General features: G+C 66.1%; 21 protein-coding genes. 18 read left to right on the forward strand and 3 right to left on the reverse strand.

Annotation, left to right across the window (positions count from 1 at the left end):
- Positions 1-20 precede the first annotated feature (20 nt).
- The 13 genes from PKE80_RS22885 (at position 21) to PKE80_RS22945 (ending at position 13,115) form a co-directional block, all read left to right on the forward strand.
- The gene (locus PKE80_RS22885) at positions 21-2,171 is read left to right on the forward strand and encodes a M13 family metallopeptidase (RefSeq protein WP_271184515.1); all 2,151 of its coding nucleotides are present in this window, start codon (positions 21-23) and stop codon (positions 2,169-2,171) included.
- Positions 2,172-2,396: 225 nt separating this feature from the next.
- Positions 2,397-3,209, forward strand: a complete 813-nt coding sequence (locus tag PKE80_RS22890; RefSeq protein ID WP_008831597.1) for an undecaprenyl-diphosphate phosphatase — start codon at positions 2,397-2,399, stop codon at positions 3,207-3,209.
- A 4-nt stretch (positions 3,210-3,213) separates the two neighbouring features.
- Positions 3,214-4,002 carry a polyphosphate kinase 2 gene (gene ppk2 / locus PKE80_RS22895; RefSeq protein ID WP_036526362.1) on the forward strand — a complete coding sequence of 263 codons (789 nt, stop codon included), beginning with the start codon at positions 3,214-3,216 and terminating at the stop codon, positions 4,000-4,002.
- Positions 4,003-4,158: 156 nt separating this feature from the next.
- The gene (gene rpmG, locus PKE80_RS22900; protein ID WP_008831595.1) at positions 4,159-4,326 is read left to right on the forward strand and encodes a 50S ribosomal protein L33; all 168 of its coding nucleotides are present in this window, start codon (positions 4,159-4,161) and stop codon (positions 4,324-4,326) included.
- Between the two features lie 42 nt (positions 4,327-4,368).
- Entirely contained in the window at positions 4,369-5,025 is a 657-nt protein-coding gene (locus PKE80_RS22905) for a LolA family protein (protein WP_051586866.1), read from the forward strand.
- A 458-nt stretch (positions 5,026-5,483) separates the two neighbouring features.
- Positions 5,484-6,272, forward strand: a complete 789-nt coding sequence (gene xth / locus PKE80_RS22910) for an exodeoxyribonuclease III (RefSeq protein ID WP_271184516.1) — start codon at positions 5,484-5,486, stop codon at positions 6,270-6,272.
- A gap of 26 nt (positions 6,273-6,298) precedes the next feature.
- Positions 6,299-7,330, forward strand: a complete 1,032-nt coding sequence (gene ribA, locus PKE80_RS22915) for a GTP cyclohydrolase II (RefSeq protein WP_271184517.1) — start codon at positions 6,299-6,301, stop codon at positions 7,328-7,330.
- A 142-nt stretch (positions 7,331-7,472) separates the two neighbouring features.
- Entirely contained in the window at positions 7,473-8,285 is an 813-nt protein-coding gene (gene mutM, locus PKE80_RS22920; RefSeq protein ID WP_271184518.1) for a bifunctional DNA-formamidopyrimidine glycosylase/DNA-(apurinic or apyrimidinic site) lyase, read from the forward strand.
- Positions 8,286-8,501: 216 nt separating this feature from the next.
- Entirely contained in the window at positions 8,502-8,762 is a 261-nt protein-coding gene (gene rpsT, locus PKE80_RS22925) for a 30S ribosomal protein S20 (protein WP_008829123.1), read from the forward strand.
- Between the two features lie 592 nt (positions 8,763-9,354).
- Positions 9,355-10,791, forward strand: coding sequence for a chromosomal replication initiator protein DnaA (gene dnaA / locus PKE80_RS22930; protein WP_008829124.1), 1,437 nt, complete (start codon positions 9,355-9,357; stop codon positions 10,789-10,791).
- A 230-nt stretch (positions 10,792-11,021) separates the two neighbouring features.
- On the forward strand, positions 11,022-11,873 hold the full coding sequence (locus PKE80_RS22935) for a GGDEF domain-containing protein (RefSeq protein WP_271184519.1): 852 nt from the start codon (positions 11,022-11,024) through the stop codon (positions 11,871-11,873).
- 61 nt (positions 11,874-11,934) lie between these two features.
- On the forward strand, positions 11,935-12,351 hold the full coding sequence (locus PKE80_RS22940) for a DUF983 domain-containing protein (RefSeq protein ID WP_008829126.1): 417 nt from the start codon (positions 11,935-11,937) through the stop codon (positions 12,349-12,351).
- Positions 12,348-13,115: a HesA/MoeB/ThiF family protein gene (locus PKE80_RS22945; protein WP_271184520.1), complete on the forward strand. Its 768-nt coding sequence runs from the start codon at positions 12,348-12,350 to the stop codon at positions 13,113-13,115. Before PKE80_RS22940 ends, PKE80_RS22945 begins: the two co-directional genes overlap by 4 nt.
- Before the next feature lie 109 nt (positions 13,116-13,224).
- Here PKE80_RS22945 and PKE80_RS22950 read toward each other — a convergent pair whose 3' ends face one another.
- The gene (locus tag PKE80_RS22950) at positions 13,225-13,935 is read right to left on the reverse strand and encodes an NAD-dependent deacylase (RefSeq protein ID WP_271184521.1); all 711 of its coding nucleotides are present in this window, start codon (positions 13,933-13,935) and stop codon (positions 13,225-13,227) included.
- 93 nt (positions 13,936-14,028) lie between these two features.
- Between PKE80_RS22950 and dapB the strand changes: the two genes are divergently transcribed.
- The 3 genes from dapB to PKE80_RS22965 all read left to right on the forward strand — a co-directional run bounded on the left by dapB (position 14,029) and on the right by PKE80_RS22965 (position 15,884).
- Entirely contained in the window at positions 14,029-14,757 is a 729-nt protein-coding gene (dapB, locus tag PKE80_RS22955; protein WP_271184522.1) for a 4-hydroxy-tetrahydrodipicolinate reductase, read from the forward strand.
- The gene (gene nth / locus PKE80_RS22960; protein ID WP_271184523.1) at positions 14,754-15,413 is read left to right on the forward strand and encodes an endonuclease III; all 660 of its coding nucleotides are present in this window, start codon (positions 14,754-14,756) and stop codon (positions 15,411-15,413) included. Before dapB ends, nth begins: the two co-directional genes overlap by 4 nt.
- An 81-nt stretch (positions 15,414-15,494) precedes the next feature.
- Positions 15,495-15,884: a hypothetical protein gene (locus tag PKE80_RS22965; protein WP_271184524.1), complete on the forward strand. Its 390-nt coding sequence runs from the start codon at positions 15,495-15,497 to the stop codon at positions 15,882-15,884.
- A 90-nt stretch (positions 15,885-15,974) separates the two neighbouring features.
- On the opposite strand, the gene PKE80_RS22970 is transcribed toward PKE80_RS22965, so the two are convergent.
- Entirely contained in the window at positions 15,975-17,294 is a 1,320-nt protein-coding gene (locus tag PKE80_RS22970) for a dicarboxylate/amino acid:cation symporter (protein WP_271184525.1), read from the reverse strand.
- Positions 17,295-17,442: 148 nt separating this feature from the next.
- Complete coding sequence (gene dapE / locus PKE80_RS22975) at positions 17,443-18,600, reverse strand: succinyl-diaminopimelate desuccinylase (protein ID WP_271184526.1); 1,158 nt, start codon at positions 18,598-18,600, stop codon at positions 17,443-17,445.
- A gap of 51 nt (positions 18,601-18,651) precedes the next feature.
- Between dapE and PKE80_RS22980 the strand changes: the two genes are divergently transcribed.
- Together PKE80_RS22980 and msrB are read left to right on the forward strand one after the other, a co-directional pair.
- A complete protein-coding gene (locus PKE80_RS22980; RefSeq protein ID WP_271184527.1) occupies positions 18,652-19,098 on the forward strand; it encodes a cupin domain-containing protein in 447 nt (148 codons plus the stop codon).
- A gap of 93 nt (positions 19,099-19,191) precedes the next feature.
- Positions 19,192-19,587 (forward strand): peptide-methionine (R)-S-oxide reductase MsrB, encoded by a 396-nt coding sequence (msrB, locus tag PKE80_RS22985; RefSeq protein WP_271184528.1) that lies wholly within the window; start codon positions 19,192-19,194, stop codon positions 19,585-19,587.
- Positions 19,588-19,807: the final 220 nt, after the last annotated feature.

Below are 19,807 nucleotides of genomic sequence, written 5' to 3' on the forward strand. Positions count from 1 at the left end.
CCCGTCCGAAAGGTCACGACATGCTTCGTTATGCCGGCAAGGCGCTCCTTGCGAGCGCCGCGCTTTCCGTTCTCGCCTTCTCCGCTCCCGTCTTCGCGCAGGACGCTGCGCCCGCAGCCAAGCCCGCGCTCGCGCCCTCGGCCGACTGGGGCAAGTTCGGCGTCCAGACCCAGTGGATCGACACTGGGGCCAAGCCGGGCGACGACTTCGACGCCTACGTCAACGGCGTGTGGAACAAGACGGCGGTGCTTCCCGCCGACCGCACCCGCTGGGGCTCGTTCATCGAACTGAGCGACCTTTCGGAAAACCGCGTCCATGGCATCCTCGACGATCTGCTTGCCGCCAACCCGGCGCCCGGCTCGGACGCCGCGCGCATCGCCGCCGCCTGGAAGGCGTTCATGGACGTCGATGCAATCAACAAGGCGGGCCTCGCCCCGGCGCAGCCCTACCTCGCCGCGATCAAGGCGGCGAAGACCCCCACCGACATCGCCACGCTGTTCGGCAAGCCCGGCTATGCCTCGCCGATCGGCCTCTATGTCGGCGCCGACGACAAGCAGAGCGACATCTACGCGCTCAATGCCAATATCTCCGGCATGGGCCTGCCCGACCGCGACTACTACCTGAAGACCGACGCACGCTCGATCGAACTGCGCGACAAGTACAAGGCCTACCTGACGTTCGTGCTCGGCAAGGCGGGCTACGCCGATGCCCCGGCCGCCGCCGCTTCGGTGCTGGCGCTGGAAACGCAGCTCGCCAAGGCCGACTGGGACCGTGCCGCCGCCCGCAACCCGGACCTCACGTACAACAAGGTGCCGCTCGCCGAATTCGAAGCAATGGGCTCGCCCGGCGTCGTCAAGGCGTTCCTGTCGGCCGTGGGCGCGGACAAGGCCAGCTACGTGCTGATCGGCGAGATGCCGCCGACGGCCGAGGAGTTCAAGGCCGCCGGGATCGACCCGGCCAAGGCGGGCGACCAGTTCGGCCCCGGCATGCCGGCCGTCGTCAAGCTGATCGAGACCACCCCCATCGCCACCTGGCAGGCCTACCTCGCCGCGCACTTCCTGCGCGACAACGCCTCGGTCCTGCCCAGCGACATCGATGCCGCCACCTTCGATTTCTACGGCAAGACCCTGAGCGGCCAGCCCGAGCAGCGTCCCCGCTGGAAGCGCGGTATCGCGGCGGTCGAGGGCATGGCGGGCGAACTCGTCGGCAAGCTCTACGCGGCGAAGTACTTCCCGCCCGCGCAGAAGGCGGCGATGGCCGACCTCGTCGCCAACTTGCGCAAGGCGATGGCCGCCAACCTCAAGGATCTCAAGTGGATGAGCCCGGTCACGCGGGTAAAGGCGGAGGAGAAGCTCGACGCCTTCACCCCCAAGATCGGCCAGCCGGACGTGTTCAAGACCTATGAGGGCCTGACCTTCTCGCCCACCGACCCGCTGGGCAACACCATGGCGGCGGGCAAGTGGCAGACCGCCTTCGACATGAACCGCATCGGCGGTCCGGTCGATCGCACTGAATGGGGCATGCTGCCCGAGACGGTGAACGCCTACTACAACCCGGCGATGAACGAGATCGTATTCCCGGCGGCGATCCTGCAGCCGCCGTTCTTCAACCTCTCGGCCGATCCGGCGGTCAATTACGGCGGCATCGGCGCGGTCATCGGCCACGAGATGAGCCACGGCTTCGACGACCAGGGCGCCAAGTACGACGGCACCGGCAACTTGCGCGACTGGTGGACGCCGCAGGATCTCGCTGCGTTCCAGAAGCTGCAGGCGGCGCTGGCGGCGCAGTACGATGCCTTCTGCCCGTTCGACGACGGCAAGGATGGCAAGGCCTGCGTCAACGGCAAGCTGACGATGGGCGAGAACATCGGCGATCTCGGCGGCCTCAGTCTCGCCTACCGCGCCTACAAGCTCTCGCTGAACGGCAAGGAAGCGCCGGTGATCGACGGCGTCACCGGCGACCAGCGCTTCTTCATGGGCTGGGCGCAGGTCTGGCGTTCGAAGGTGCGCGAGGCGCAGGCGCGCCAGTTCCTCGTCACCGACCCGCACTCGCCGCCGCAGTACCGGGTCAACGGCATCGTGCGCAACTTCGACGAATGGTACAAGGCGTTCGGCGTGAAGCCGGGCGACAAGCTGTACCTCGCGCCCAAGGACCGCGTGCGGATCTGGTGAGCTAAGCAAGGCCCCAATTCTGCCGCCTGAAAGGGCAGCAGAATTGGGGCTTTCACCCACCCTTCGTCATTGCGAGCGAAGCGAAGCAATCCAGGGCAGCACCACGCCGCCCCTGGATTGCTTCGCTTCGCTCGCAATGACGAACAGGGTCTTCCACCTCACATTTCTGCAATGCAGCACGTCCCCGGTTGACTTGCCCGCCCGGTGCGGCATGACCTCCAGCTTATGGACCTGACCCTAACCGCGATCCTCCTCGGCATTGTCGAGGGCCTCACCGAGTTCCTGCCCGTCTCCTCGACTGGCCATCTCATCCTTGCCACCCGCCTGTTCGGCTATGATTCGAGCCAGTGGGCGACCTTCAACATCGTCATCCAGCTGGGCGCGATCCTGGCCGTGATCGTGCAGTTCTGGCGCACGTTCTGGGCCGTGGGCATGGGGCTGCTCAAGCTCAACCCCACCTCGATCCGCTTCGTGCGCAACGTGCTGCTGGCCTTCATCCCTTCGGCGGTGCTGGGCCTGCTGTTCAACAATTATATCGAGGGCCTGTTGGGTGAGCCCGCGGTGGTCGCCTGGGCGCTCATCATCGGTGGCATCGCGATCCTCGGCATCGAGAAGGTCGCCAAGCCCGGCCCGCTTACCGGCGTTTCGGAACTGCCCGCAGTCAAGTGTATCGGCGTCGGTTTCGCGCAGTGCCTCGCCATGGTGCCGGGCGTCAGCCGCTCGGGCGCGACGATCATGGGCGCGCTGTCGATGGGGATCGAGCGCCGGACGGCGGCCGAGTTCAGCTTCTTCCTCGCCGTGCCCACCATGGTCGGTGCCACGACTCTGGAACTTCTCAAGCACCACAAGGAACTGATGGCGGGCGCGGGGCCAGTGGGCTGGAACGAGATCGCGGTCGGCTTCGTCGTCTCGTTCATCGTCGCGCTGGTGGTGATCAAGGCGTTCATGGCCTTCGTCAGCAAATCCGGCTTCGCACCCTTCGCGTGGTATCGTATCGTCGCTGGCGCACTGGCGCTGTTCCTGCTGTCGAGGATCTGAAGACATGAGCAAAGAGGAGAAACTCGGCCGCAAGGATTACGAGAAGCTCCTCGAGCCGATGGAGGAGGAACTCGTCGGCATGGCGCGCTGGGCGCAGAAGAAGGGCGCGCGCATCGTCATCCTGTTCGAAGGGCGCGATACGGCGGGCAAGGGCGGCGCGATCAAGGCCGTCTCCGGCCAACTCAACCCCCGCCAGTGTCGCACCGTGGCGCTGGCCGCGCCGAGCGAGCGCGAGCAGGGCCAGTGGTACTTCCAGCGCTACGTCGACCATCTGCCGGCGAAGGGCGAGATCGTCCTGTTCGACCGCTCGTGGTACAACCGCGCCGGGGTCGAGAAGGTGATGGGCTATGCCACCGGGGACGAGGTCGATGCGTTCCTGCGCCACGCGCCCACCTTCGAGAAGATGCTGATCGACGACGGTATCCTGCTGTTCAAATACTGGCTCTCCTGCGATCAGGACAAGCAGGAGGAGCGCCTCCACGAACGGCTGGACGACCCGCTCAAGCGCTGGAAGCTGTCGCCGGTCGATATCGCCGCGCGCGACAAGTACGGCGAATATACCAAGGCGCGCGAGGCGATGCTCAAGGCCACGCATACCGATCATGCGCCGTGGACGCTGGTGGACTTCAACGACCAGCGGCTCGGCCGTCTGACCCTGATTCGCGATCTGCTGGCGCGGCTGCCCGATACGAAAGTGGAAGCGCCCGAACTCGACCTGCCGCCACTCGATGCCGAACCGAAGCGCGAGAAATTCGGCGTCCTGGAGCCGATAAAGCCGTTTCCGCTCTCCTGAGCATCACGCGAATCGGTGCCGCGCCCTTGACTTTGCGAGGCCAATCCAGCAAGGGGCGCAACCTTGAAGGGCGGCGCCTCGGTGTCGCCCCTTTATAGTTTTTCGTAACGCCGGCCTGCCAGGGCGGCTGCAACTTAGAAAGTACAGGATACCGCCATGGCGAAGCCCGCAACCGTCAAGATCCGTCTTGTCTCGACCGCCGACACCGGCTTTTTCTACGTGACCAAGAAGAATCCGCGGAACACGACCGAGAAGTTCAGCTTCAAGAAGTACGATCCCGTCGTGCGCAAGCACGTCGAGTTCAAGGAAGCCAAGATCAAGTAAGGTTCACGGTCGGTTCAAGGCTGTGGACCCAACGGGAAAGCCATGAACCACGTGACAAAAACCTTTCGATCCTGTGTGAGCGCGGCCGCTTTGGCCGCGCTTTCCGTGTCCGCCGCTCTCGTCCCCGCGCAGGCTGTCGCAGCCGCGCCCGATGACGCGAAACAAGTCGAGCAGGCCGTCGCGGCCTTGCGCGGCATCGGCACGTTGAAGGCGGACTTCGTCCAGACCGACCGCTCGGGGCAGACCGTCAGCGGCGTGCTGACGATGAAGAGCCCCGGCAAGATCCGCTTCCAGTATCAGCCGAGCGCCAAGATGCTGATCGTCGGCGACGGCAGGGCGCTGAACTTCATCGACTATGAAGTGCGCCAGGTGCAGCGCTGGCCGATCAAGAACAGCCCGCTCGGCGCGCTGCTCGATCCCAGCCGCGACGTCGCGAAGTTCGGCAAGCTGATCCAGACCGGCAATCCGGGCGTCGTCAGCATCGAGGTGCGCGATCGCTCGCACCCCGAGTACGGGGTGATCACCCTGATCTTCACGCGCAAGGCGTCGGCCCCGGGCGGGCTGGAACTGACCTACTGGGTCTCGCTCGATTCGCAGAACAAGCGCACCACCATCAGCCTGTCCAACCAGCGCTATGGCGTCCCGGTGACCGACAACGACTTCCGCTGGAACGACCCGCGCCCGCGCAATCGTCGTTAAGTGACCAACCCCTGATCGTCGATGACGGAAGGCGTTTTATCGCCGAATGTGCGGCTCTAGCGACAAACGGCGACAGTTTTCTTAACTTCGTTCACTTGGCAGTCAGGAGCCACGCCCCATATAGGTCTTGTCAGAACGGTTGTGAGGCGGGTTTCCCCCCTGTTGCCCGCGCCTCCTGAGTGACCGCTCTGATACTAGCGTGACGAACGCTTACAGGAACCCTCGAGCCTCTGCCCCCGGCTCGAGGGTTTTCTGTTTTCTTGGGTCAGGATTGGCCCATGCCGGGCTGCGAACGGCACCGTTCTCGCTCCGGCCTGAGCCAATCCTGACCCAAGAAAAGCACACGCATCCTCCCCGGAACGGGGAGGGGGCCATCCGCAGGATGGTGGAGGGGCACCCTCGGTTTACGCGAGGTCGGGGACTGGCAATTCCCGCAGGCGATGCCTAAAGCCACGCGCATGAAGATCGCCACCTGGAACATCAACTCCGTCCGCCTGCGCATCGACCAGGTCGAACGTTTCCTCACCGAGCAGGCCCCCGACGTGCTGTGCCTGCAGGAGATCAAGGTGGCGGAGCCCCTGTTCCCCCACGAGATGTTCGAGCGCCTCGGCTACACCCACCGCGCCATCCACGGCCAGAAGGGCTATCATGGCGTCGCGACTGTCTCGAAAGTGCCGTTCCGCGACTTCTCGAAGCACGACTGGCAGGACAACGGCGAGGCCCGGCACATCGGCGTCGAACTGCTCGGCCCCGGGCAGGGCATGGTGCTGGAGAACGTCTACATCCCGGCAGGAGGCGACGTCGCCGACCGCGAGGTGAACCCCAAGTTCGGCCAGAAGCTCGACTTCCTCGAACGCATGACCCGCTGGGCCGACAAGATCGACCGCCCGACCCTGATCGTCGGCGACTTCAACATCGCCCCGCTCGAATCGGACGTCTACGATCACAAGGCGCTGCTCAAGGTCGTCAGCCATACCCCGCTTGAAGTGGAAACCCTCAAGCGCCTGCAGGACGCGGCGGGCTTCGACGATCTCGGCCGCCGCTTCATCCCGGCGCCGGAACGCAACTATTCCTGGTGGTCCTACCGCAGCTACTGGCGCCAGAAGGACCAGGGCCGCCGCCTCGATCACATGTGGGCCTCGCCGGACCTCGCCCCGCAGGCGCGCGGGCACCACTTCGTCGAGGAAACGCGCCGCTGGGACCAGCCGAGCGACCACATCCCGCTCGTCACCGAGTTCGAACTCTGAGCGAGGAGGCCGCCTCGACGCGCCGCGTGGCGCTGGCGCTCGACGCGCTGCGCCATGGCTGGCCGGTGCGGGTGGCCGGCGTGGTGCTGCTTCCCGCCGAGACGGCCTTCGCGCCCGGCGTCACCGCCCCGCGCATGCTGATTTCGGCCGCCCGCGCGGCGACGCTGAAGCTCGCCAACCAGCGCGAGGCCGCCGTGCCCGAAGCGCCGGTGCTGATTCGCGCCGCCGAGCCCTTCGACCTCGACACCGCGCGCGCGGTGGCCGATCCCGCGCTCGACCTCGCCTATCCGATGAAAGGTCCCTTCGCGGCCGAGCATATCGAGGATGGCGATGCGGCGCGCACCGCGATGGAACTGGCGCGGCTTGCCGGTATCCTGCCCGCCTTCCTCGTCGCGCCGAATCAGGATGGCGAGGCGCAGGACGTTTCCAGTGCCGACCTCGCCGCGTGGAAAGACACCGCGCACCTCGCGATAGCCTCGCGCGCGAAGCTGCCCGTCGAGGCGGCGGAGAATGCCGAGATCGTCGCGTTCCGCGCGCTCGACGACTTGCGTGAGCACGTCGCGCTCGTCATCGGTACGCAGGACGGCGACCGGCCGCCGCTGGTGCGCCTCCATTCCGAATGCCTGACCGGCGACATTCTCGGCAGCCTCAAGTGCGACTGCGGGCCGCAGCTGAACGCAGCGCTGCGGGCAATGTCGGCGGAGGCCGGAGAGGGGGGCTGGGGCGTGCTGCTGTACTTGCGGCAGGAGGGGCGCGGCATCGGCCTCGTCAACAAGCTGCGTGCCTATGCGCTGCAGGATGCGGGCTACGACACGGTGGACGCCAACAACCGCCTCGGCCTGCCGACCGAGGCGCGCGATTTCCCGGTGGCGGCGCGGATGCTGGACCTGCTGGGGGTACGGGCGATCCGGCTGATGACCAACAACCCGGCCAAGGTCGCGGCGCTGAAAGGCGTCGGCGTCGAGGTAGTGGAGCGGGTGCCGCACCAGTTGCCGCCCAACCCGCACAACGCGCGCTATCTCGAAACCAAGCGCGACCGGACCGGGCATATTCTCTGAGCGCCTGCTCCGACGTTCGTCATTGCGAGCGCAGCGAAGCAATCCAGGGTGGCATTATACTGCCCTGGATTGCTTCGCTGCGCTCGCAATGACGAGGGGGGTGGGATTGGCGAGTTGAACGCCACACCCTATCTACCCTCCGATGCCTGAACTTCCTGAAGTCGAAACCACCGTGCGCGGGCTCGAGCGCTTCCTCGACGGTGAGCGGATCGCCCGCGTCACGCTGAACCGTGCGGACTTGCGCCGCCCGTTCCCGCCCGATCTGGTGCAGGTGCTCACTGGCGCGCGGGTCACTGGCATGGGACGCCGGGCAAAGTACGGGCTGATCCATACCGACCGCGAACAGACCATGGTGTTCCACCTCGGCATGTCCGGTCGCTGGCGGATCGAGCCGGAGACGCCCGACAAGCACGATCATCTCGTGCTGGAGACGGGCTCCGGTCACGTATTGGCGCTCAACGACGCGCGGCGGTTCGGTTCGGTCGATCTCGCCCCGACCGCGACGCTCGACGTCTGGGGGGCGTTCGCTTCGCTCGGGCCGGAGCCGCTGGGCGACGGCCTGACGCCGGCACATCTGCGCGCGGCTTTTGCGGGGCGGATCGCGCCGATCAAGCAGATGCTGCTCGACCAGACCATCGTGGCGGGGCTCGGCAACATCTACGTGTGCGAGGCGCTGTTCCGCGCCGGGATACGGCCGGACAAGGAGGCGGGGCGCGTCAGCCTGCCCGCGCTGGCCCGGCTGGTGCCCGCGATCAAGCAGGTGCTGGGCGAATCGATCGCGGCGGGGGGCTCGACCATCAAGGACTACGCGCAGCCGAACGGCGAACTCGGCTACTTCGCGGCATCGTGGCAGGTCTATGGGCGTGAGGGCGATCCTTGCGGTTGCGGCGCACCGGTCCTGCGCTTCGTGCAGGGCGGGCGGAGCACCTTCTGGTGCCGGCGCTGCCAGCGGTAGCGCCGCACCGGAATGTACTATGGCCGCGCGGCGTCTGAGCGTGGCCGCTTGCGGCCACGAACGCCAGAAATAGGCGGTTTCGCGCCGCCGCCTCGGCTTGACGGAACCCCGCCCGAACTGTAAGGGGCGCGCTTTCCGGCGAGTCCGTTCGCCGAATAGATTCGTTAGGCAATTGGGGCCGCTCACCGTGTTGGCCGCCCAGACAGAGGAATATCGATGGCCAATACGCCGCAAGCTCGCAAGCGCATCCGTCGCAACGATCGCCGTGCAGAGATCAACACCAACCGCGTGAGCCGCATCCGCACCTTCCTGAAGAAGGTCGAAGGCGCCCTGGCCGGTGGCGACAAGGACGCGGCTGTTGCCGCCCTCAAGGAAGCGCAGCCCGAGCTGGCTCGCGGCGTTGCACGCGGCGTGCTCCACAAGAACACCGCAGCGCGCAAGATGTCGCGTCTGACGAAGCGCGTCGCCGCTCTCTGATTCGAGCCACCCTCTCCGATTCGAGAGGGTGATTCGCCGACTAGGATAGGTTGCTAGCTACCTGTCTCAGGACGAAACAAGAACGGAGCCGGGGTCGCCTGACCTCGGCTCCGTTCTCGTTTTTGCGGCATCGCAGCATGGGGCAAAGCAAAGCCCCGGAAACACTGCGATTCGGAGTGCTGCAATGCGCAACGCGCTGATTTTTAAGCGTATTACAGTTTGGCTACGGATTTTGGGCACTCCCACGTGAGTCAACCTTCATAATTTTTTTTATTTGGGGATCGCCGTCTTGCCTGCGCTGCAAACCGGTTCCTAAAAGGGTCCCCGGCCGTTGCGGAACGGGCCGGGGATACAGCGATTCACAGTGGAACAACCGCCGCGGACAAGCGTTCGCGGTGAGGGGAAGTTTTTACTTTGGATGCGCTGGTCGCTCTGTTTCGCGTCACCGGCGGGATCACGCCAACACACGCGAACAAGGGGGTTCGAAACGATGTCGAATACATCAGCAGGACACCCCTCGGTGAATCCCCCAGTGACCGCGATGGTCGAAGGTACGAACTTGAATAGGAAGTCGAAGGCGGTGCGAGTGGCGATGGAAGAGGATCAGGAAGCCGTAAACCTGGCGGCGGACTGGGCGGACATCAGCCAGGGCCTGCGCAAGGATCTTGGGCATCAGGCACACAGCCAGTGGATCAAGCCGATCCAGCCGGGCAACTGGTGCAAGGAAACCGGTACGCTCGATCTGTATCTGCCGACGGAGTTCTCGGCGAACTGGGTCAACGACCGCTTTGCCGATCGCCTGTCGCTGGCATGGAAGATCGCGCGGCCCGACGTGCGTCACGTGCGCATCCTCGTGCATCCCGGCCGTCGCCAGCTGCCCGAACTGCGTCTGGGTGGCGGTGGTGGCCGTCCCGCCAGCGCCCCGGCCAACGATTCGGCTGCCGGCGTCGCGGACCCGCTGTCGGTTGCGCTTGCAGGCGAATCGTTCGCCTCGCTCGGCCAGGGTCCTGCAGGCATCGATGCCTCGCAGACCTTCACCAGCTTCGTCACCGGCACCTCCAACGTGCTGGCCTGCAACGCCGCGCAGCGCATGGCCGCTACCGAGCAGCCGCAGTTCTCGCCGCTCTACCTCAAGGCCGCTACGGGTCAGGGCAAGACGCACCTTCTGCACGCGATCGGTCACGCCTATCTTGCAGCGCACCCCCACGCGCGAATCTTCTACTGCTCGGCCGAGCGTTTCATGGTCGAGTTCGTGCAGGCGCTGCGCCAGAACCAGATGATCGAATTCAAGTCGCGCCTGCGCGGCTTCGACCTGCTGCTGGTCGACGACATCCAGTTCATCATCGGCAAGGCATCGGCGCAGGAAGAACTGCTCTACACGATCGATGCGCTGCTGCAGGAAGGCAAGCGTCTGGTCTTCGCCGCCGACCGTGCGCCCCAGGCGCTCGACGGCGTCGAGCCGCGCCTGCTCTCGCGCCTGTCGATGGGCCTCGTCGCCGACATCCAGCCCGCCGACATCGAACTGCGCCGCTCGATCCTCGAGAATCGTCTCGGCCGTTTCGCCTCGGTCGAAGTGCCTGCCGACGTCATCGAGTTCCTGGCGCGCACCATCAACCGCAACGTGCGTGAACTGGTCGGCGGCCTCAACAAGCTGATCGCTTATGCGCAGCTGACCGGGCAGGCGGTTTCGCTCCAGCTCGCCGAAGAGCAGCTGACCGACATCCTCTCGGCCAACCGTCGCCGGATCACCATCGACGAGATCCAGCGCACGGTCTGCCAGTTTTACCGCATCGACCGCACCGAGATGAGCAGCAAGCGCCGCGCGCGCGCCGTCGTGCGCCCACGTCAGGTGGCGATGTACCTCGCCAAGGTGCTGACGCCGCGTTCCTATCCGGAGATCGGCCGCAAGTTCGGTGGCCGCGATCACTCGACGGTGATCCATGCGGTGCGCCTGATCGAGGAATTGCGCACGCGCGATGCCGACATGGACGGCGACGTACGCTCGCTGCTGCGCCAGCTCGAAAGCTGAGGCTTGTCCCGGCGCCATGCCGGGATATGAACGCCTTTTGCACGGACTTGTCCGCGCATTTGTCCACAGGGGCCGAGGACGTGTTCCTCGGCCTTTTCGTTTGGGCGCCGTCAAAGGTTAACCGCCCGTTTCATCACGTAATTTAACGTTTGCATAAGATTCGGCTCCGTAAGCGGGAGGCGGCGCAATCGCGTTTCATTCTTAGCTTCAGCAGAAGAGGCATTCCCCCCATGCGCTTCTACCAGGCCACGACTTTCCTGTTCCCCCGCAGTTATGAGCGGCGGATTCTTTTCGTATGCTTCGGCGCCGTTCACGTGCCTCTCATCGCCTGCATCGTGCTGCAGGCGACGACCGGGCATTGGCAACTCGATACCCTGCTCACGCTCCTCGTCGCCACGCTGGTGGGCACGGGCCTGGGGCTTGCGGCAATTCATGCGCTGCTCGCCCCGATCGCGCAGGCGACGACGATGCTCCAGTCGATCCAGATGGGCGAGCGGATCGCGGCGATCCCGCAAGGCGCCGACGACCTCGTCGGCCGCCTGCTGCGCGGCGTGACGACTGCTGCGCATGAAAACGCGGCGCGCATCGAGCGCCTTGTCGATGCGGCCGAGCGTGATCCGCTGACCGGAATCCGCAACCGCCGCGGGTTCCTCGATTCGGCCAAGCAGATACTGCGCGGGCGCTCCAATGCAGTGCTGGCGCTGATCGACATCGATCATTTCAAGCGCATCAACGACGAGTGCGGCCACGATGTCGGCGACCTCGTGCTCAAGGCGCTGGCCCGCCGCATCGAGGACCACGTGCGCCGCAGCGATGTCGCCGCGCGCTGGGGCGGCGAGGAATTCGCCGTGCTCCTGCCCGACACCACGCTCGACGAGGCGCGCCTCGTCATGGAGAGGCTGCGGGCGACGGTCGCGCTCGATACCAATCTGGGCGTCGAGGACCGCGCCGTGACGTTCTCCTGCGGGCTGGCGTCGGTGCGGGACTTCGCGCTGCTGGAAGATGCCACGAAGCATGCGGACGCGGCGCTCTATGCGGCGAAGCATGGCGGGCGCAACCGCGTCCAGGTGCTCAGGCCCTGACCCTTTTGCCGCCAGCGCAATCTGCTTCACCGGCCTGCCCGTATGATGTAGGCGCTTGGACATGATTCCCGCCACGTTCTCGCAGGCCCTGCTTCGCGGCCTTCGCAGCCGTTGCCCGCGTTGCGGCGAGGGCAGTCTGTTTTACAAGTGGCTCAAGCCGCGCGAGCGTTGCCCGGTCTGCACCATGGACCTGACGCCGCAGCGTGCGGACGACTTTCCGGCATACATCTCCATGATCGTCACCGGCCACCTGATGGCGCCGCTGATCATAGCGCTTTCGGTGGACTACGACCTGGGGCCGATGGCGATGTTCGCGATCCTAGTGCCGCTGGCCATTGCGATGATGATCGGCATGCTCCAGCCCGCCAAGGGCGGCGTCATCGCGGTGCAGTGGTGGTTCGGCATGCACGGGTTCGTGAAGGAGCGGCTTGTGGAAGCGGCCGTGCCTGAAGCGCCCGGAGACGAACAGGCGAAATGACGCTCACCGCCGATCGTCTCGGCCGCTTCGCGCGGCATATCGTCCTGCCCGAAGTCGGCGGGGCCGGACAGGTCGCGCTGAGCGAGGCGCATGTGGTGCTGGTCGGCTGCGGCGGGATTGGCAGTCCTGTCCTGCAGTATCTCGCCGCAGCCGGCATAGGCCGTCTCACGCTGGTCGATGATGACGTGGTCGACGTCAGCAACTTGCAGCGCCAGACGATTTATACGCCATCGGATATCGGCAGGCCCAAGGCGGAAGCGGCGGCCGAATGGGTGCGGCGTTTTGATCTTGGCCTGAAGGTCGATCCCGTCGTTGCGCGGCTGGGGGATGACAACACGCGTGACGTCCTTTCCGGCGCGGACCTCGTACTGGACGGCTGTGACAACTTCGCGACTCGGCTCCTCGTGTCAGATACGTGCGTAAAACTGGGCATTCCGCTGACGACGGCGGCGATCGGGCGGTTCCAGGGGCAGGTCGCGAACTTCGCCGGTCACTTGCCGGGGCACGCCTGCTACCGTTGTTTCGTGGGCGATGCCTTCGACGCGGTGGACTGCGATACCTGCGCCGCCGACGGCGTGCTCGGGGCGATGGTCGGCATGGTCGGCACGTTCGCGTCGATGCACGCGATGCGGGTGCTGCTGGCGGGACACACGGCGCTGGGCGAGCCGCAGTTCGGGACCTTGCATCTGATCGACGGACTGGCGCCGTCGATGCGGCCGCTCAGGATCGCCAAGGACCCCGCGTGCCGGGGGTGTAACCACTGAGGTATTCGTCGTCCCGGACTTGATCCGGGACCGCTGGGCGTCTTTAGGCGAGAGCCATCGACAAAATGCCTCGCCGTTAGCCGGGCGGTTCACGGCCAGCGGTCCCGGATCAGGTCCGGGACGACGCCAGAACCTCCTCCACCCACGCAGGCACCAGTTCGCTTGCCGGTCCATGCCGCGCCTCGTCGAACCATGCGGTCCCCTGCGAGGGTTCGAGGTTGAGTTCCAGCGTCTCCACGCCGAGTTCCCGTGCATTGCGCACGAAGCCCGCCGCCGGATAGACCGCGCCGGACGTCCCGATCGAGACGAACAGGTCCGCCTGCTCCAGCGCCGCGAAGATCTCGTCCATGCGATAGGGCATTTCCCCGAACCATACGATGTCCGGCCGCAGCGCCGCTTCTCCGCATTCGGGGCAGGCGGGACGGTCGATCAGCGGGCCGATCCAGCGCGGGCGTTCGTCGCAGGCCATGCACCAGGCGTTCAGGTGCTCGCCGTGCATATGGAGCACGCGTTTCGCTCCGGCGCGTTCGTGCAGGTCATCCACGTTCTGAGTGACGATCAGCAGGTCGCCTTCCCATTCCGCGTCTAGCTTTGCCAGCGCGCGGTGGGCAGCGTTGGGCTGCTTGGTCTGGATCGCTTCGCGGCGCATGTCGTAGAAGCGCAGGACGAGGTCGGGGTCGCGCGCGAAGGCCTCGGGCGTGGCGACGTCCTCGACGCGGTGCTGCTCCCAGAGACCGCCGCCGTCGCGGAAGGTGTCGATGCCGCTCTCGGCCGAAACGCCCGCGCCGGTGAGAATGACGATGTTGCGGATGCTGCTCATGGCTCACCTTAGCGTGCGCGCGGCGCTTGTCGAACCGGCGCGTTTGCGCCATGCGGCCGTGACAGGACTTTACGCCCGGACGGAGACAGCAGCGTGGCACGAATCGGAATCATCGGCAGCCAGGGGCGCATGGGCCAGGCGATCGCGGCCGCCATTGCCGATGCGGGCGAGGATCTGGCGGGCGGCGTCGACAAGGGCGGTGACACCTCGGCCGTCGCAGCCAATGCCGACATTCTGATCGATTTCTCCAGCCCTTCGGCGCTCGAAGGCAACCTCGATGCCGCCATCGCCGCCAAGCTGCCGATCGTCATCGGCACCACCGGGCTGGAGGAGCGCCACCACTGGCTGATCGATTCGGCGGCCGAGCACATTCCCGTCCTGCAGACCGGCAACACCTCGCTCGGCGTCACGCTGCTCGCGCATCTGGTGCGCGAGGCGGCGTCGCGGCTGGGAGAGGACTGGGACATAGAGATCGTCGAGACGCATCACCGCATGAAGGTGGACGCTCCCTCCGGCACCGCGCTGCTTCTGGGTGAGGCAGCCGCCGACGGACGCGGCGTCGGGCTGGCGAACAGCGCGGTACGTGGCCGCGACGGCATCACCGGCAAGCGCGAGGCGGGCACCATCGGTTTCGCGGCCCTGCGCGGCGGCACCGTCGCGGGCGACCACACCGTTCATTTCCTCGCCGACAACGAGCGTCTTTCGCTCTCGCACCTCGCCGAGAACCGGGGCATCTTCGCCAAGGGCGCGGTGAAGGCGGCGCAGTGGCTGCTGGCGCAGGGGCCGGGCCGCTACACGATGCCGCAGGTGCTGGGCCTTTGAAGAAGGCGGACGTCTTCGAGTTCTTCCGCCGTCTGGCGGAGGCCAATCCCTCGCCCGAGACCGAGCTGGAATTCGGCAATACCTACCAGTTGCTCGTCGCCGTCACGCTCTCGGCGCAGGCGACCGACGTGGGCGTCAACAAGGCGACGCGCGCGCTGTTCGAGTACGTGAAGACGCCGCAGCAGATGGTGGACCTCGGCGAAGAGGGGCTGAAGCAGCACATCAAGACGATCGGCCTGTTCAACACCAAGGCCAAGAACGTCATCGCCCTCTCGCAGATCCTGGTGGACCGGCATGGCGGCGAGGTTCCGGCGGACCGCGATGCCATGGTCGAGCTGCCCGGCGTCGGCCGCAAGACCGCCAACGTGGTGATGAACTGCGCCTTCGGGGCCGAGACCTTCGCGGTCGACACCCACATCTTCCGCGTCGGCAACCGCACGGGGCTCGCCAAGGGCAAGACGCCGCTGGCGGTGGAGAAGCAGCTCGAGAAGAAGGTGCCGCAGCCGTTCCGGGTTGGCGCGCATCACTGGCTGATCCTTCACGGCCGCTACATCTGCAAGGCGCGCACGCCCGAGTGCTGGCGATGCCCTGAGGTGGACTTGTGCGCCTTCAAGGACAAGGTGCTCGACCGGGGTGCGAGGAAGGCTGCGGCCTGAGGCCTACGTCCTCTTGACGAAGGCGGGTTTCGGGGAGCCAATGGGGCTTGCCGGACGTTCGCCCAGCGAGAGGATGAGCCGATGAGAACTCCCGTTGCCCTGCTGCTTGCCACCGTTGCCCTCGCCGCCTGTTCGCAGGAAGGTCCGGGTGAGACGCCGCCGCCCGAGCCTGCCGCCGAGACGACCGGGGCCGCCGTCGATTGCCTGTCGGTGACGCGTTTCAATACCACCCGCATTCGCGACGATCACACGATCGACTTCATCGGCGGTGCGGGCGGGCAAGTCTGGCGGGTGACGCTGCCCAACCGGTGCAGCGGGCTAAAATCGGCGGGCACGTTTACGTATGAAACGTCGCTCTCGCAGCTGTGCCGACAGGACATCATCTATCCGCTGCAGCAGATCGGCAACCAGTGGCAGCGCATGGGTGGCTGCGGCATGGGACCGTTCGTGCCGGTGAAGCTGGCCCGCTGATTCGTCATTGCGAGCGTAGCGAAGCAATCCAGGGCAGCATGAAACCGCCTTGGATTGCTTCGCTACGCTCGCAATGACGAAGGGTGCTTATTACCCCTCGTACTGCTCGGGGTCGATGTTGAGCCCGCGCCGCCCGTCGGCGGCGGTGTGCGAAGGTGAGTGCAGCACTTCCGCATCGGGGTCCATCAGCGGCTGCAGCATGCCTTCCGAGCGGGTGATCACCGCCGTCGCCACGGCATTGCCCACCACGTTGGTGGCCGAGCGGCCCATGTCGAGGAAAGTGTCCACGCCCAGCAGCAGCGCGATGCCTTCGACCGGCAGGCCGAACTGCGTCAACGTCGCGGCGATCACCACGAGGCTGGCGCGCGGCACCCCGGCGATGCCCTTGGAACTGACCATCAGCGTCAGCAGCATCAGGATCTGCGTCATCACCGGCACATGGATACCGTAAGCCTGCGCGATGAACATCGACGCGAAGGTCATGTAGATCATCGAGCCGTCGAGGTTGAAGCTGTAGCCCAGCGGCAGGATGAAGCCCGAAATGCGGCGCGGCACGCCGAAGCGGTCGAGCTGCTCGAACAGCTTGGGCAGGCTCGCCTCCGACGATGCGGTCGAGAACGAGAGCAGCAGCGGCTCGCGAATGTAGCGGAACAGCGTGACCACGCGCTTGCCCAGGAACAGGCCGCCCGCGCAGAACAGCAGCACCCACAGGAGAGCCATCGCAAGGTAGAACTCGCTGACCAGCACACCGTAGGTCACGATGATGCCGAGGCCCTGCGTGCCGATGACGGCGGCGATCGCGCCGAACACCGCGAAGGGCGCAAAGCGCATGACGTAGCCGGTGATCTGCAGCATCAGTTCGGACAGCGCTTCGGTGGCGCGCACGATCGGCGCGCCGCGCTCGCCGATGGCGGTGAGGCCGACGCCGACGAAGACCGAGAAGACCAGGATCTGCAGGATGTTGTTCTCGGCCATCGCCGCCAATGGGCTGGCCGGGAAGATCTCGAGGATGAAGTGGCGCAGCGTCAGCTCGCCCATCTCGAGGTCGCCCACGTCGGCGCTGCTTTCGAGGCCGACGCCGACGCCGGGCTGGAACAGGTTGACGAGGATCAGGCCGAGGCTCAGCGAGACGAGGCTGGCGGTGATGAACCAGCCCAGCGCCTTGCCGCCGATGCGGCCGAGCGCGGCGCTGTCGCCCATGCCCGCGATGCCGGTCACGATCGTCGCGAAGACCAGCGGCGCGAGGATCATCTTGATCAGCTTGAGGAACACGTCGGGCAGCAGCCGGAAATAATCGGCCCACTGCTTGAGGTGCGGATCGTCCGCCGGAAGGCTCGCGTGGAGCATGTAGCCCGCGGCGATGCCGAGGACCATGCCGATGAGAATGTAGAGCGTCAGGCGCCTGCCCATTGCGAACCCCTTGTTAATGGTGGCGTCGTGAAAGCGCCGGAGCCTATCAGTGTGGCCGGTGCGGTCAATGACGGGGGCGAGGTTTCACCCGGTTGCAAGACGCAGGGCCTTGCGTTTCGGCCCGCTTGCCCTCGAAACTAATTCCGGGTCAGCCCCTCAGAGCTGCCAGCGTCACCCGCTCGTAGATGCGGGCGAGAGCGTCGAGGTCCGCCACGGCCACGGCTTCGTCGCGCTTGTGCATCGTCGCGTTGCACAGGCCGAACTCGATCACCGGCGAGAGATCCTTGAGGAACCGCGCGTCCGAAGTGCCGCCGCTGGTCGAGAGTTCGGGCTCTACCCCGGTCTCGGCGCGGATCGCTTCGGCCAGCATGGCAGAGAACGCGCCGGGCTGCGTCAGGAACGCCTCGCCCGAGATCACGGGGCGGGCGGTGCCGCCGTGCCGCTGCGCGATCTCGGCGACGCGCGCGGCAAGGCCCTCGCCGGTGTGCAGGTCGTTGAAACGGATCGAGATGCGCGCCGAAGCCTTCGCCGGGATCACGTTGGTGGCCGGGTTGCCGCAGGAAACGTCGGTGACTTCGAGGTTGCTCGCCTGGAACCAGTCGGTGCCCTCGTCGAGCACGATGGCGTCGAGTTCGGCGAGCATCGCCACCAGCTTGGTGATCGGATTGTCGGCGAGGTGCGGGTAGGCGACGTGGCCCTGCACGCCCTCGACTTCCAGCCAGATGTTGACGGAACCGCGACGGCCGACCTTCATCATGTCGCCGAGGCGGTTCACCGAGGTCGGCTCGCCGACGAGGCAAAGGTCGGGAATCTCGCCCTTTTCGCGCATCAGGTCGATGAGGGCGAGGGTGCCGAAGCGCGCCGGGCCTTCCTCGTCGCCGGTGATGATGAAGCTGACAGTGCCGGTTTCAGGCGGGATATGCGTGACGGCCGCGACCATGGCCGCGATCGAGCCCTTCATGTCCACCGCGCCGCGTCCGTAAAGCAGTTCCTGCCCCTCGAGACCGCGCCTCTCGGGCAGGAACGGCGCGCTGGTCCAGCCTTCGCCCGGCGGCACCACGTCGAGGTGGCCGGCGAAGGCGAAGTGGCGCGAAGCCTCGGGGCCGCGGCGAATCGCGAAGAGGTTCTCGACCGGGCCGTCCGGCGCTTCTCCCGCGATGAAGCGGGTGATCTCGAAGCCGAGCGGTGCCAGCTGGTTCTCCAGGCAGTCGAACACCATGCCGGTGGCCGGGGTGACGCTGGGGCAGGCGATCAGCGCCTCGGCGAGATCGGCGACAGTTGCGGCGAGAGGGGCGGTCTGGGACATAGGGGCAGCGCCATCGCATAATAGGCGCACCATGACCATAGGAGACCGTCCATGCCCCGGCTCGACATCGAGGCCATCCCGCAGGCCAACCGCACCGGCTATCCGGCGCCTTTCGACGCGGCGGTGGAGGGCCGCTGGTGGCGGCGCCTCGCTCCTGCCGGCGGACTGACGCAGATGGGCGCGAGCCATGTGGTGCTGAAGCCGGGCGCCTGGTCCAGCCAGCGCCACTGGCACGACGACGAGGACGAACTGCTGGTCATGCTCTCGGGCGAGGCGGTCTTGGTGGAAGACGGCGGGCGCACGCTGCTGCGCGCGGGCGACGTCTGCGCCTGGGCGAAAGGCGTGCGCGACGGGCACCACCTCGTGAACGAGAGCGAGGCCGACTGCACCTTCATCGCCATCAGCGCAGGCGATCCGAACGGCGGCGGCGCCTATTCGGACATCGACATGAAGTTCGACGGCGAGGGCTACTTCCACAAGGACGGCGCCCCGTACTGATTGGTCGTCGTCCCGGATCAGGTCCGGGACGACGGACTCACTGGAATTTGGCCTCGTTCCGCCCCATATCCGCGCCAAAGGAGAGCCTCCCCGATGACCGACAAGATGCACCTCACCGATGAAGAATGGCGCGAGCGCCTCAGCCCAGAGCAGTACTATGTGCTGCGTCAGGCAGGCACCGAGCGAGCCTTCACCGGCAAATACGACGGCAACAAGCAGGAAGGGCTCTATACCTGCGCGGGCTGCGGCGCGCCGCTGTTCGAATCCGATGACAAGTTCAATTCGGGGTGCGGCTGGCCGAGCTATACCGCGCCGGTGGACGAAGCCGCGATCGACGAGCACCGCGATACCTCGCACGGGATGGTCCGTACGGAAGTGACTTGTGCGAAGTGTGATGGACACCTCGGCCACGTGTTCCCCGATGGCCCGGCGCCGACGGGGCTGCGGTACTGCATCAACAGCGCCTCGCTGGACTTCGAGCCGAAGTAAGAAGGAAGGCCCACCCCCGGCCCCTCCCGCAAGTGGGAGGGGAGAAAACACGGATCGCCCTCCCGCTTGCGGGAGGGCCGGGAGGCTTGGCCCGCAGGGCTTAGCCGGACGGGGTGGGCCGGCCATCCGCTGCCTTTCCCCCGCACCCGTGTTCACCTCGGGTTACAAATCGCCATGCAAAGTGTAGGAGCGACCCGACACATCCGTCCTTATTGGGGTT

Source organism: Novosphingobium resinovorum, from assembly GCF_027922145.1.
GTDB classification, from domain to species: Bacteria; Pseudomonadota; Alphaproteobacteria; order Sphingomonadales; family Sphingomonadaceae; genus Novosphingobium; species Novosphingobium resinovorum.

Coding starts and splice junctions, on each gene's coding strand:
- PKE80_RS22885 (WP_271184515.1), top strand. CDS start 21: ATGCTTCGTTATGCCGGCAAGGCGCTCCTTGCGAGCGCCGCGCTTTCC.
- PKE80_RS22890 (WP_008831597.1), top strand. CDS start 2,397: ATGGACCTGACCCTAACCGCGATCCTCCTCGGCATTGTCGAGGGCCTC.
- ppk2 (WP_036526362.1), top strand. CDS start 3,214: ATGAGCAAAGAGGAGAAACTCGGCCGCAAGGATTACGAGAAGCTCCTC.
- rpmG (WP_008831595.1), top strand. CDS start 4,159: ATGGCGAAGCCCGCAACCGTCAAGATCCGTCTTGTCTCGACCGCCGAC.
- PKE80_RS22905 (WP_051586866.1), top strand. CDS start 4,369: ATGAACCACGTGACAAAAACCTTTCGATCCTGTGTGAGCGCGGCCGCT.
- xth (WP_271184516.1), top strand. CDS start 5,484: ATGAAGATCGCCACCTGGAACATCAACTCCGTCCGCCTGCGCATCGAC.
- mutM (WP_271184518.1), top strand. CDS start 7,473: ATGCCTGAACTTCCTGAAGTCGAAACCACCGTGCGCGGGCTCGAGCGC.
- rpsT (WP_008829123.1), top strand. CDS start 8,502: ATGGCCAATACGCCGCAAGCTCGCAAGCGCATCCGTCGCAACGATCGC.
- dnaA (WP_008829124.1), top strand. CDS start 9,355: ATGGAAGAGGATCAGGAAGCCGTAAACCTGGCGGCGGACTGGGCGGAC.
- PKE80_RS22935 (WP_271184519.1), top strand. CDS start 11,022: ATGCGCTTCTACCAGGCCACGACTTTCCTGTTCCCCCGCAGTTATGAG.
- PKE80_RS22940 (WP_008829126.1), top strand. CDS start 11,935: ATGATTCCCGCCACGTTCTCGCAGGCCCTGCTTCGCGGCCTTCGCAGC.
- PKE80_RS22945 (WP_271184520.1), top strand. CDS start 12,348: ATGACGCTCACCGCCGATCGTCTCGGCCGCTTCGCGCGGCATATCGTC.
- PKE80_RS22950 (WP_271184521.1), bottom strand. CDS start 13,935: ATGAGCAGCATCCGCAACATCGTCATTCTCACCGGCGCGGGCGTTTCG.
- PKE80_RS22965 (WP_271184524.1), top strand. CDS start 15,495: ATGAGAACTCCCGTTGCCCTGCTGCTTGCCACCGTTGCCCTCGCCGCC.
- PKE80_RS22970 (WP_271184525.1), bottom strand. CDS start 17,294: ATGGGCAGGCGCCTGACGCTCTACATTCTCATCGGCATGGTCCTCGGC.
- dapE (WP_271184526.1), bottom strand. CDS start 18,600: ATGTCCCAGACCGCCCCTCTCGCCGCAACTGTCGCCGATCTCGCCGAG.
- PKE80_RS22980 (WP_271184527.1), top strand. CDS start 18,652: ATGCCCCGGCTCGACATCGAGGCCATCCCGCAGGCCAACCGCACCGGC.
- msrB (WP_271184528.1), top strand. CDS start 19,192: ATGACCGACAAGATGCACCTCACCGATGAAGAATGGCGCGAGCGCCTC.